Below are 12,549 nucleotides of genomic sequence, written 5' to 3'. Positions count from 1 at the left end.
GACTCAGGCGGTGCCGGCGAGACGCAGCCAGGCCATCTGGGCGATGCGTCGCTCGTTCGGGAAGGTCAGCTGCTCGTGCACCCGCTCCAGCCGGAACCACCGGGCCTCGACCGCCTCGTGGTCGGGGTCGCCCTCCACGGTGATCTCGCCGCCGAGCGCCTCCAGCAGGTAGTGGTGCACCATCTTGTGGATGCGGTGGTTGGGGGTGCTGAACCAGTAGTCGATGGTGCCGAGGGTGATCAGGGCGCGCCCGAGGATGCCGGTCTCCTCCGCGACCTCGCGGACGGCCGTCTCGACCAAGGTCTCGCCGGGCTCCACGTGGCCCTTCGGCAGGCACCACTCGAGCCGGCCGGCGCGGTTGAACCGGGCGATGAGTGCGATGTACGCCGCGCCGTCGCGCACGTCGATCACCACGCCCCCTGCCGAGGTCTCCTCCACCGCCGTCAGCCGCCGCTGGCTGCGGCGCCGGGGCGGGTAGAGGCTCATTGCGTCACTGTAACCATCCGGGCTGCGGTGTGCGCGCCCGTCGCTCGCCCGGTGGCGGGCACCTCGTGAGCGGCGCGGGCGTCCGCCGCACGTCCCCTACCCTTGACCGGTGTCCACGCCGTACCGTCCCGAGCTCGTCGAAGGGTCCATCACCCCCCTGCTGGAACGCGCGCTGGCGCACCTGGCCCCGGACCTGCCGCTGCTCACCGAGATCGGCGAGATGTTCACCGCCGCCGGCCACGAGATCGCGCTCGTCGGCGGGCCGGTCCGGGACGCCTTCCTCGGCCGCACCTCGCCCGACATCGACCTGACCACATCGGCGTCCCCGGACCAGACCGAGGCGCTGCTCAAGAAGTGGGGCGGGCCGACCTGGGACATGGGCCGCGCGTTCGGCACCATCGGCACCCGCCGCGGCGCCACGGTCGTCGAGATCACCACCTACCGGGCGGACGCGTACGAGCCGGGGTCGCGCAAGCCGGTCGTCGCGTTCGGCGACTCGCTGGACGAGGACCTCGTACGGCGCGACTTCGCGGTCAACGCGATGGCGCTGCGGCTGCCGTCGCTGGAGTTCGTCGATCCGTACGACGGTCTGGACGACCTCGCCGGGCGCCGGCTGCGGACCCCCTCAGCTCCCGAGATCTCCTTCTCCGACGACCCGCTGCGGATGATGCGAGCGGCGCGGTTCGCGGCCCAGCTGGGGTTCCACGTGGAACCGTCGGCCGAGGCGGCGATGACGGACATGGCCGACCGCATCTCGATCGTCTCCGCCGAGCGGGTCCGCGACGAGCTGGTCAAGCTGCTGCTCGCGCCCAACCCCCGAGAAGGGCTCGCGCTGCTGGTCGACACCGGCCTGGCCGACCACATCCTTCCGGAGCTGCCCGCCCTGCGGCTCGAGGTCGACGAGCACCACCGGCACAAGGACGTGTACGAGCACTCGCTGACGGTGCTGGAGCAGGCGATCGCGCTGGAGGGACCGCGCAGCGTGGCCGGTCTCGGGCCGGTCGACCCGGTCCAGGGTCCTGACCTCGTCCTGCGCCTCGCGGCGCTGCTGCACGACATCGGCAAGCCCGCGACCCGCAGGTTCGAGCCGGGCGGCGGTGTCTCGTTCCATCACCACGAGATGGTCGGCGCCAAGATGACGCGCCACCGGCTGCGGGCGCTGCGCTTCGACAAGGACACGGTCAAGCAGGTGTCCCGGCTGGTCGAGCTGCACCTGAGGTTCCACGGCTACGGCGGGGGCGAGTGGACCGACTCCGCCGTCCGCCGGTACGTCACCGACGCCGGGCCGCTGCTGTCGCGGCTCCACCTGCTCACCCGTTCGGACACGACCACGCGCAACCGCCGCAAGGCCGAACGCCTGTCGCGGACGTACGACGACCTCGAGGCCCGCATCGTGAAGCTGCAGGACGCCGAGGAGCTCGCCGCCGTACGCCCGGAGCTGGACGGCAACCAGATCGCGCAGACCCTCGGCATCGAGCCGGGTCCGGTGCTCGGGCGGGCGTACAAGCACCTGCTCGGGGTTCGGCTCGACCAGGGGCCGATCGGCGAGGACGCCGCCCGGGCGGAGCTGCTGCGCTGGTGGGCCGACCAGCCGGAGTCGGCCGAGGCCTGACGGGACGTGCCGGCGCTGTGGGGGAGACCGTCGCCGGCCTGATCGCGCTGCACGGCCCGCCAACCGGGCCAGCAGCCGCCGTCCGGGGTGATGGTGATGCCGCTGCGAAGTCGCTCACGATGGCGACGGCGCACCGCCGCGGCCCGCGTTCGGAGTTCGGGCGGAGGTCTGGCGCGCTCGCCATTCCATACGCAATTCTGTGCACTGACGCGGTCGAGCAAGGGGTGGGGGCCATGTCCTGGGCGAACAGCCGTGGTGCGCCGAAACAGCTGCCGTACGACCACAACGCGCTGCGCAGCGCCCGCGTGGACGTCCGCGCCCGCATCGCCTGGCTGCTGCGGATCAGCCGGATGGCCTCGCCGGTCGGGGGCACGGGTGCCGACTTCTGCCGCAGGCTCGGCGTGATCGGCATCAAGATGGACCAGGCCGGGCTGACGCGGCGTGAGGTCGGGGACGCCGAGGTCACCGCCGAGCTGATCTCCGGGTACGAGACCCTCTTGTTCCTGCCCGACGGGCACCTGCTCGGGGTGTGCGACGCGTTGAGCCGGACGCTCGACAGCCGGCGGATCCGGCCCACCCGGATCGTGGCCCGCGAGAATCTGCGCGCCGAGCTGGACGACGTGAGCACCCGCGTGCGCGACGGTTCCGCTCGAGGTGCGGACTGGCTGCGGATGGCGCAGCTGATCACCCAGCCCGGCGGTGTGGTCCTCCCGACGTACCTGCAGGACGAGTGGACCTACGAGCTGGTCGACCAGATGTCCCGTTCGGTCGGTGGAGCGTACGTCGCCCGGGTCGAGGCGCTGTCGAGGCTGATGCGCGAGCAGCACACGATGGCCTCCATCGTCCGGGTCGTGACCGAGCAGATCGCCGAGCCCGGTGCCCAGGCGACCGCGGACGCGGTGTCGGTCTGGGGCGACGGCATCGACCCTGCCTCGCTCGAGGCTGCCGTCCGGGTCCTGCTCACCACCGAGGACGGGCCGCGCATCGGCGCGGGTCACGCCCTGCTGCAGCGGGTCATCAACGCGACGATGGACCGCCACGGCGTAGAGACGGTCTTCGCCGCGCTCCGCACGCTCGCCCACCAGGACCCCGAGTACGGCGGCGAGGTGGCGTTCCGGGTCGCGCGCCGCGCGTCGCCGCTGCTGGCTCGCGAGATCGCCCAGATCGTCGGGAAGGATCCGCTCGGGCCCCGACCCGGGTCGCACATCGAGGAGCCTGCCGAGCTGCGGACCTACCTCGCCGCGGCGACAGAGGAGTCGGACCTGGACGGCGACCAGATGCTCGAACGCCTGCTGCGCGAGGCGTTGTCCGAGGACTTCGAGGAGCGCCGGCACCACGCGCACCTCGTGCTGATGGTGAGCCCGTACCGGCGCGTGCTCGCCGCCACCGCCCTGCGGATCGCCGCGACGACGTCGTCGGCCACGGCTCGGGACGCGGCGGGCCACATGCTCAGCTACCTCGCCGGCGAGGAGCAGCGGTCCGGTCTACTGGCGCTGCTCGCGCGACCTGAGCAGCAGCTGAGGTCGGTCGCCCTCCTCGGGCTGGCGCACGGGCCGGGACTGCCGCCGGAGGTAGACCTGCGCGAGCTGATGCGCACTCCCGGTCTCGCCCCGACGGCGCTGTACGCCGCCGGCATCTCAGGTCATCCGGACCTCATGGACGTCCGCACGCACGGCCCCGCCACCGTCCGGGCCTCGGTCGACTGGTGGGTACGTCGCGGCCCCGGGATCCGGGAGCCCTCGCGACTCCCTGCCTGAGTCCGTCCGCCCGGCATCCGGACGGACGCCGGCGACCGACACTTCCTCCGATCGGCGCCGTCGCGGAGCCGGGCGAGGAGCAGAAATTCCAGGGCACAGGGGTTCGTTCACGGCGGAACGCGGCGTACGTTTGAACTGTGGCGCCGATGGTCCGGGCGGCGAGCCTCAGAGGGTTCGTTCCGCTCGTGGAACGGCTGGGGGGACACCCGGAACAGCTGCTGGAGCGGTTCGCGATCCCCACCAGCGCACTCGCCGCTGACGACGGGTTGATCTCGGTCGCGGCCCACGACCGCCTGCTCGACGCGACCGCCTGCGAGCTGGGTTGCCCGGATCTGGGCCTGCAGCTCGCCGACGCCCAGGACCTGTGCGTCATCGGACCGCTCGCCCTCGCGATCGAGTCGGCGGCGTCCGTGGCGGACGCGGTCGCCCGGGCCTCGGAGTTCATGTTCGTCCACAGCCCGGCGCTGAGCGTGGCGGCGGAGGTCGATCCGCGTGGGCACCCCGACGTCGCAGCGCTCGCGTACCACAAGGACATCCCCGGGGTGCCGTACTCGCCGCAGGCGACGGAGCTCGGACTCGGCATCTTCGACCGGGTCGCTCGTTCGCTCCTGCGCGACGACCTCGGCCTGGACTCCGTCGAGATCCCGCACGACCCGATCTCCGACCCGGAGCGGTACAACGCCTTCTTCGGCGTGCCCGTGCACTTCGGCGGACCGACCGCCTGCCTGCGGGTCGAGCGGTGGACGCTGGCCGCGCAGTTCCACAGCGCCGGTCCGGCGATCCGCTCCGTCGCGATGGGCTACCTGGAGAGCCTGCACCCGGAGCCGGCGCCGGGCGCCGCCGACCAGGTGCGGCTGGCGCTCGGGGAGGTCCTCGGCGCGAGCTCGGTCGCCATCACCAGCACCGCCCGCCTCCTCGGGCTGAACCCGCGCACGCTGCAGCGGCGGCTCGCCGAAGAGGGGACGTCGTACGGGCAGGTCCTGGACGAGGTGCGCCGCGACGCGGCGTACCGGCTCATCACGACGACCGGTCTGCCGTTCGGCCAGGTCGCCTCGATGGTCGGTTTCACCGAGCAGTCGGCGCTGTCCCGGGCGGTGCGCCGGTGGCACGGAGCGAGTCCGCGTGACCTGCGCGTGAAGGCGGCCTCCGAGGAGACCACCGCCCCGGCCGACGGGTTCGCCCACGGCCGGGAGATGCATCTGTTCGTCGCCGACGAGTGAGCGAGCGAGTGACGGGTGAGCCTCGTCGAGGCTCACCCGTCACCGCTTTCGTACGAGTCCCGTTGCCGCTCAGGCCGGCTCGGGCTCGAGCACCATCTGCTCGGCCGGGTCCTCGACGACCTCCTGCGGACGCGGGCGCCGCGGCCGCATGGCGACGAGGACCAGCACCAGGGCGGCGGCGAGCAGGCCGGCTGCGACGCCCAGCCCGCGGTCCGCGCCCGTCACGAACACGTCCTTCGCCTCCGAGGTCGCGGCGGCCGTGGTGGCCGCGCCGTGACCGGCGGTCGAGAAGACGGTGACCAGCACGGCCAGGCCGACAGCTCCCCCGAGCTGCTGGGTGACGTTGACCAGGCCGGACGCGATGCCGGCGTCCTTGGGGTCGACGCCCGCGATGCCCGCCGCGGTCAGCGGCACGAACGCGGTGCCGTTGCCCAGCGCGAACACGACCATCCCGACGACCAGCTGCGGGTAGGTGCTCGCCGCGTCCATCCGGGACAGCATCAGCAGGCCGATGGCCGACAGCGCCATGCCGACGGACATGACCAGCTTCGGGGAGAACCGCTCGACCAGGACGCGGGTCGCGAGCTGGGACGAGATGAAGATCGTCACCGGGAAGGGGATGAACGCCATGCCGGTCTTCATCGCCGACCAGCCGAGCACGATCTGGAAGTACTGGCTGAGGAAGAAGAACGACCCCATGCTGCCGGCGACGAGCAGCAGCCGGGCGACGTACGCCGTGGACCGCTCACGGTCGGCGAACAGGTGCAGCGGGGTCACCGGCTCGCGAACCCGCCGCTCGACCGCGACGAACGTCGCGAGCAGCACGACCGCGACCGCGAACGAGGCGCGGGCACCGGCGTCCGACCAGCCGTCGGCAGCGGCCCGGATGAACCCGTACACGAGCGTGGTCATGCCGACCGTCGACAGCAGCGCGCCGACGACGTCGACCCGGCCGCGGGTGAAGCGGCCGCGGGGCAGTGCGGTACGGGCCGCGAGGAGCACGACCGCACCGATCGGCACGTTCACGAACATCACCCAGCGCCACGAGACGTACGAGGTGAGGACACCGCCGGCGATCAGGCCGATGGCGGCGCCGCTGGCGGACACCACGGTGTAGTAGCCGATCGCGCGGGTGCGGGCCCGGGCGTCGGAGTAGAGGGACATGAGGATGGCCAGCGCGGACGGCGCGACCAGAGCCGCGCCCACGCCCTGAGCGGCGCGCGCGGCGAACAGCTGACCCGGTGCGGTGGCGAAACCGCCGGCCAGCGAGGCGAGGGTGAACAGGACCATGCCGCTGGCGAACGTCGCACGACGTCCGAACAGGTCACCGGCGCGGGCGCCGAGCAGGAGCAGTCCGCCGAACGCCAGCGTGTAGGCGTTGACGACCCAGGACAGGTCAGGCGGGGCGATGTGCAGGGCCCGCTGCATGTCGGGCAGGGCGATGTTCACGATGGCCGCGTCGAGCACGATCATCATCTGGGTGACGAGCACGACGGCCAGGGGGAGCCACGTGCGCTTCTGCGCTGAAGTGGCGACATTCATGGATGGAGTCCTTCCCGGTCCGGGATGTACCATGGAGTGAAACGGAGATGGTCTCCGTCTGGCGTCGCGGTCCGGTCGGCAATGAACCGGAGGGCGGCTCCGGATAGAACGGTACGGAGAGTTCCTCCGTTTCGCAAGGTGGTGACCTCGTGGTCTCTGTCGGCAGCACTACCGACATCAAGCCGATGCGCGCCGACGCCGCACGCAATCGCGACAAGCTGTTGCGCGTCGCGACGCAGGCCTTCATCGACCGGGGCGCCGAGGCGTCCCTGGACCAGATCGCCCGCGACGCCGGTGTCGGGATCGGGACCCTGTACCGCCACTTCCCGACCCGCGAGGACCTGGTGATGGCGGTCTACGCCCGCCAGATCGACTCGTTGCGCGAGCGCTCCCAGCAGCTGCTCGCCGAGTACGAGCCGGCCGAGGCGCTGCACCAATGGATGCTCGGGTTCGTCGACTTCTACGCCGTCAAGAACGGCATGGTGACCCTGCTGCGCTCGATGATGCAGGCCAGCCCGGACGCGTTCGCCGAGGCCCGCGCGAGCATGCGCGAGTCGGCCGAGCGGGTGCTGCGTCCGGCGGCGGAGGCGGGTGCCATCCGCAGTGACGTCGGTGCCGAGGAGGTCCTGCGCGCGCTCGGCGGCATCTGCCTGGCGGGTCCCAACCCCTCCTCGTCCGACGCCACGCGCACCCTCGTCGACCTGGTGTTCGACGGCCTGCGCTATGGCGCGCCGTCCCGCGCCTGAGGGTCGTCCGCCCGCCGCGGACCGTTCGCCGGACCGACACGCGGTCGTCACTCACGGCTGGTGAGGTGCGGGGGTTCATCCCCCCCGCACCCCGGAGGTACCCCGTGCGTCTGCGCACCGTCGCCCCCAGCTCCGTCGCCCTGTCCCTCGCCCTGGCCGCCGGTCTGTGCGCACCGTCGGCCCTCGCGGACCAGCAGGCTCCCGCGCTCATGCTGCAGCGCCTCGGGTCGCACGAGACGGGCGTGTTCGACAGGTCGGCCGCCGAGATCACCGCGTACGACGCCCGTCACCGGCTGATCTATGCCGTCAACGCCGAGTCGGGCGCGGTCGACGTGCTCGACGCCGCAGACCCCAGAGCGCCGCGCAAGGTGGGCGAGATCGACGTGGCCGGCGTACGCGCCGCCGACGGCAGCACTGTTCCGGACGGCTCGCAGGTGAACTCCGTTCACCTGCACGGTGGTTCGCTGGCGGTCGCGGTCGAGTCCGCGACGAAGACCGACCGGGGCTGGGCGCTGCTGTACGCCACCGGCCGGCATCCCGCGTACGTCGCGGGTGTCCGGGTCGGTGCGCAGCCGGACATGATCACGATCACCGACGACGGCCGGAACCTGTTGACGGCCAACGAGGCCGAGCCCGCCGACGACTTCAGTGCCGACCCCGAGGGGTCCATCAGCGTCGTCCGACTGCGCGGCGAGAGCGGCCGGCTGGCCCAGTCCGACGTCCGCACAGCGGGATTCGGCGCCTGGGACAACGGACGTTCTCTCCCCGCCGGCGTGCGCGTCTTCGGTCCGGACGTGCCCGTCCCCGCGGGGCAGCCGGCAGCAGGGCGGGTCGCACGCAACCTGGAGCCGGAGTACCTCGCCGTCTCCGGTGACCGTGCGTACGTGACGCTGCAGGAGGCGAACGCCGTCGGTGTCCTCGATCTGCGGACCGCGACGATCACCGACGTCTGGCCGATGCCGGACAAGGACTGGTCGGCCGGCGACAACGTGCTGGACGCCTCCGACAAGGACGACGCGATCGCGCTGCAGCACTGGCCGGTCCACGGTCTCGCGATGCCCGACACCATCGCGTCGTACGAGACCAAGGGGAAGACGTACCTCGTGACGGCCAACGAGGGGGACGCCCGCGAGTGGGGCAGCTACGCCGAGCCGATCCGGGTGAAGGACAAGGCGTACCAGCTGTGCCCGGACGTCTTCCCGAACGCCGCGGACCTGAAGAAGGACGCCGCGCTGGGCCGGCTCAACGTCAGCCGGGCGACCGGGCTGCGCGCCGGTGCGGGCTGCTACGAGCGGATCGAGGCGTTCGGCGGCCGGTCGTTCTCGATCCTCACGCCGGACGGCACCCAGGTCTTCGAGTCCGGTGGGCAGATCGAGCAGCAGATCGCACGCCTCGTCGCCGAGGGCGTCCTCCCGCGGCAGGCGTTCAACGCCAACCACACCGCCAACCCCTCGTTCGACACCCGCAGCGACGACAAGGGCCCGGAGCCGGAGGGCGTCACCGTCGGTCGGGTCGGGGCGCGGACGTACGCGTTCATCGGCCTCGAGCGGGTGGGCGGCGTCATGGTGTACGACATCACCGACCCGACCGCGCCCACGTACGTGACGTACGCCAACGCGCGGAGCTGGGACGCGGTGTTCGACGGTGAGCCCGTACCCGGCATGGGCGACCTCGGAGCGGAGGGCGTGGAGTTCGTGCCGGCGGCGCAGTCACCGACCGGTCGGCCGATGGTGATCGTCGCCAACGAGGTGTCCGGCTCGACGACCACCTTCGAGGTGACCGTCTCCTGATCTCCCTGCTCGTGCGCCGGCGTGGAGTGGTCGGCGCACGGGCGGGGGTCGGTCCGCGCGGGCCTCGGCCTAGGCGAGGACGACGAGGACGTCGCCCTCCTGGACGACGTCGCCCGGGTGCACCCGTACGTCCGTGACCGTCCCGGGCAGCTCGGCGACGACGGGGATCTCCATCTTCATCGACTCCAGCAGAGCGACCTCCTCGCCGGCCTCGACCTGCTGACCGACGGTGACGTGGATCTGGGCGACGTTGGCGACCAGGTCGGAGGCGATCTCCTGGGGCTGCGTGACGGGCATGAGCTCATCCTGCCTTCCGCACCCGGTTACGCGCGCGTAGTACAGCGGGCACGGGACAAGATCCGTGTCATCCCGGATCGGTGTCGCCAGGCCGGCTCACCCGTCCCGTCCGATGGCCTGGACCCGCGGATCAGTCGAGGCTCGCTGCGACGCCGGCCATCTGCGGGGGAAGCCGGAGGCAACGAGCGGGGAGGTCGAGCGCGCGTAGGTGCCTCACACAGCACTCGCGCTGAGTCGCTGCCTCCCGGGGACGGTTCAGCGCGTCCTGCACGACGGCGGACCGCGCTGCGAACCGGGCGAGCTCGATACCCCGGTGAGGATCGCCCTGCATCCCGTCGAGTACCTGGGCGATCTCCCGCTCGGCGTGATCCCAACGCCGCTGGATGATCGACAGGTCGACGCTGGTCTCCCAGGCCAGCAGGTCTCCCTGGAACCCGGTGTGCTCCATCGCCGCGGCCCTGGCCGGCTGCAGCAGGCGGATCGCATCGGCCAGCTCGCCGAGGTGCAGGTGCACAGTGGCGAGATGGATCTGGCACAACGCCTCACCGACCTGGTCCGAGATCGTCCAGGTGATGTCGCGCGCCTCGTCGAAGTGGGCGCGTGCGGCGTGCGCGTCCCCGAGCCAGAGGCGGCACTCGCCGAGCAGCGCGAGGCGGATGGCGAGATGGCGTGGCCGGTCGCCGGCTCGTTCGTGCTGCACACCTTCGACGAGCAGGGGCAGGGCGACGTCCCAGTCGCCCGCACGCAGATGGACGCTCCCGAGATTGCCCTGCGCCGAGGCCACCCCCTCGGCACTACCGATGGAGCGAGCCAGGTCGGCCGCACGTTCGTACAGCCGCGCGGCCCGCGGGAGCGCGTACGTCGTCTCGGCAAGCCAGGCGCTCTGGAAGATGGCCCGGACCGCACGGTCGGACGCAGGGAGGTCACTCGTGGTCGCCAGGTTCGCCTCCGCCACCTCGTCGAGCTCATCCAGGCGCCCCTGCTGGGCGAGTGTGGCGAACAGCGCGCGCAGGAGATCGGACCGCAGCTCGGGGTGGCTCCCGGTCCCCACCGACCCCAGCGCGGCCCGCAGCGCTCGTTCGCGGTCGTCGTCGTACCCCCGCGTCATGAAGAACTCGCAGATCGTCAGGGCGAGGCGACCGCACAGGTCGGGTAGACCCGCAGCGGCCGCCTGGTCGACGGCGGCGCACAGGTTCGCGCGCTCGGTCTCGAGCCAGTCCGATGCTTCCAGCCCGTCGGAGGAGGTGGGGCCGGCTGAGCCGGTGAGGTCGCCGACGGCCGCCTCGGCGCGGTCGTGCCAGGTGTCGAGGAGCACGCACCACTGCGCTTGCGCGACGGGCGCCGGCGCCTCGGATGCCAGTGAGCGCGCGAAGTCTCGCACCAGGTCGTGCATCCGGAAGCGCCGCTGGCCCGCGGCGTCCAGGCCGAGATCCTCCACGAGATGGACGTCGACGAGCTCACCGAGCGACGCACCGTTCGTGACGACGAGGTCGGCGACCCAGTCGGGCCAGCTCTCGTAGTCGACGGCGCCCAGGCAGCGGAACAGATGCTGCACCTGCGGGCGCACGGCCTCGTGGCTGATGGCGATGGTCGCGCGGACGTCGAGGTCGCCGGCCGTGAGCTCCTCCAGCCGCGCTCGTTCGCGGGTCAACCGTGAGATCAGGTCGTCGACGCTGAGGTGCTCGTCGACCGCCAACCGCGAGCCGGCCACCCGGAGCGCGAGCGGGAGGTGTCCGCACAGCTCGGCCAGCCGGACGAGGGCTGGGCTGCGGTGCGGGCTGAGAAGTCCGAGCAGCTCCTCGGACGCGTCCGGCTCGAGCGTGGGGACGCGGACGCGTGCCGTGACCTCCAGCCCGGCGAGCCTTGCCCTGGAGGTGACGATGACCGCGCTGGCGGGCGACGGTGGGAGCAGGGCGCGGACCTGGGCCTCGGTTCCTGCGTCGTCGAGCACCACGAGCACCGACCGGTCGGCCAGCGCCGACCGGTACGACGCGAGTCGTTCGTCGCGGTCGTCCGGGACGTCCTCGACGGCGTGGCCGAGCGCGCGCAGGAACCGCCCGTGCACGTCGTACGGGTCGGTCGGGCGTCCGGAGCCGGCTCGCAGCTCGGCGAAGAGCACGCCGTCGGCGAAGCCGCTACCGACGCGACGCGCCGCAGCGATCGCCACCGAGGTCTTCCCGACTCCGCCCGGACCGGTGAACAGCACGAGCGGTGTCGCCGCTGCGGGCGACCCCGCCGCCTCGTCGATGCGGTCCGCGATGCCCGCGATCAGCTTGTCTCGACCCACGAGTGCGGCCGTGGCCGGCGGTAGCTGCTGCGGGACGGGCACCAGGCTGGTGCTCCGTCCGACGTCGCCGGTCGTCCCGTCGAGCAGGTCGGCGTGCAACGCCTGGAGCGCCGCTCCCGGGTCGACGCCGAGCTCGTCGACCAGCCGGTTGCGGAATGCGAGGTACTCCTGGAGGGCCTGGGTACGCCGCCCGGTCGCGGCGAGCGCCCGCAGCCGCAGCTCGTGCGCAGACTCCTGGAACGGGCACGCCCCCACCAGCTCGCCCGCCTGGGCGAGGGCGTCCTCGGGGTTGCCCGACTCCAGCGTCAGCCGGCACAGGAGCTCGCGCGCGTCGGTCTGCTCCTGCTCCAAAGGGCGACGGATCGGTTCCGCGAGGTGGTCGGGCACGCCCTCGAGTGGGCGGCCCCGCCAGAGCGCCAGACCGTCGCGCAGGTGCCGCTCGGCGCCGCGGCCACCCGCGCGCGCTGTCGCGACGGCCGAGCGGAAGTCGTGCAGGTCGACGCGGTGGCCGTGGAGCGACAGTGCGTAGCCCGGACCGCGCCGGACCAGCGCGTCGGACGCGTCGGCGAGCGCCCGGCGCAGCTGTGCCACCGCGTTGTAGAGCTGCTGGCGAGCGGTGGGCGGCGGGTCGTCCCACAGCGCGTCGACCAACGCGTCGGCTGGCACGACCCGACCGTCCGCCAGCACGAGCCGGGCCAGCACGAGCTGATGGCGTGCGCTGGTGACACGCGTCGTGCCAGCGCCGGTGACGACTGAGACTTCCCCCAAGATCTGCAGGTGCACGTCTGCCTGTGTACCGAGGGTCGGCCGAC

General features: G+C 72.3%; 9 protein-coding genes. 5 read left to right on the top strand and 4 right to left on the bottom strand.

From position 1 onward, the window contains the following. Window positions 1–3 precede the first annotated feature (3 nt). Complete coding sequence (locus P4R38_RS06380) at window positions 4–486, bottom strand: NUDIX hydrolase (RefSeq protein WP_275237845.1); 483 nt, start codon at window positions 484–486, stop codon at window positions 4–6. Between the two features lie 109 nt (window positions 487–595). Here P4R38_RS06380 and P4R38_RS06375 point away from each other — a divergent pair, with 109 nt between their 5' ends. The 3 genes from P4R38_RS06375 (at window position 596) to P4R38_RS06365 (ending at window position 5,075) form a co-directional block, all read left to right on the top strand. Then, entirely contained in the window at window positions 596–2,098 is a 1,503-nt protein-coding gene (locus P4R38_RS06375) for a CCA tRNA nucleotidyltransferase (RefSeq protein WP_409201239.1), read from the top strand. Window positions 2,099–2,331: 233 nt separating this feature from the next. Next, window positions 2,332–3,855: a hypothetical protein gene (locus P4R38_RS06370; protein WP_277191499.1), complete on the top strand. Its 1,524-nt coding sequence runs from the start codon at window positions 2,332–2,334 to the stop codon at window positions 3,853–3,855. Between the two features lie 185 nt (window positions 3,856–4,040). After that, complete coding sequence (locus tag P4R38_RS06365) at window positions 4,041–5,075, top strand: AraC family transcriptional regulator (RefSeq protein WP_277191498.1); 1,035 nt, start codon at window positions 4,041–4,043, stop codon at window positions 5,073–5,075. A 69-nt stretch (window positions 5,076–5,144) separates the two neighbouring features. Here P4R38_RS06365 and P4R38_RS06360 read toward each other — a convergent pair whose 3' ends face one another. Next, window positions 5,145–6,617 (bottom strand): MFS transporter, encoded by a 1,473-nt coding sequence (locus P4R38_RS06360; protein WP_277191497.1) that lies wholly within the window; start codon window positions 6,615–6,617, stop codon window positions 5,145–5,147. A gap of 149 nt (window positions 6,618–6,766) precedes the next feature. Here P4R38_RS06360 and P4R38_RS06355 point away from each other — a divergent pair, with 149 nt between their 5' ends. Then, complete coding sequence (locus tag P4R38_RS06355) at window positions 6,767–7,363, top strand: TetR/AcrR family transcriptional regulator (RefSeq protein ID WP_275237840.1); 597 nt, start codon at window positions 6,767–6,769, stop codon at window positions 7,361–7,363. Between the two features lie 104 nt (window positions 7,364–7,467). Then, entirely contained in the window at window positions 7,468–9,153 is a 1,686-nt protein-coding gene (locus tag P4R38_RS06350) for a choice-of-anchor I family protein (RefSeq protein ID WP_277191496.1), read from the top strand. 69 nt (window positions 9,154–9,222) lie between these two features. Here P4R38_RS06350 and P4R38_RS06345 read toward each other — a convergent pair whose 3' ends face one another. Beyond that, window positions 9,223–9,450, bottom strand: coding sequence for a biotin/lipoyl-binding carrier protein (locus P4R38_RS06345; RefSeq protein WP_275237838.1), 228 nt, complete (start codon window positions 9,448–9,450; stop codon window positions 9,223–9,225). A 130-nt stretch (window positions 9,451–9,580) separates the two neighbouring features. Next, on the bottom strand, window positions 9,581–12,439 hold the full coding sequence (locus P4R38_RS06340) for an AfsR/SARP family transcriptional regulator (protein WP_277191586.1): 2,859 nt from the start codon (window positions 12,437–12,439) through the stop codon (window positions 9,581–9,583). Between the last annotated feature and the right edge of the window lie 110 nt (window positions 12,440–12,549).

Source organism: Luteipulveratus flavus (genome assembly GCF_029439465.1).
GTDB classification, from domain to species: domain Bacteria; phylum Actinomycetota; class Actinomycetes; order Actinomycetales; family Dermatophilaceae; genus Luteipulveratus; species Luteipulveratus flavus.
This window is presented reverse-complemented; position numbering and strand designations above follow the sequence as displayed.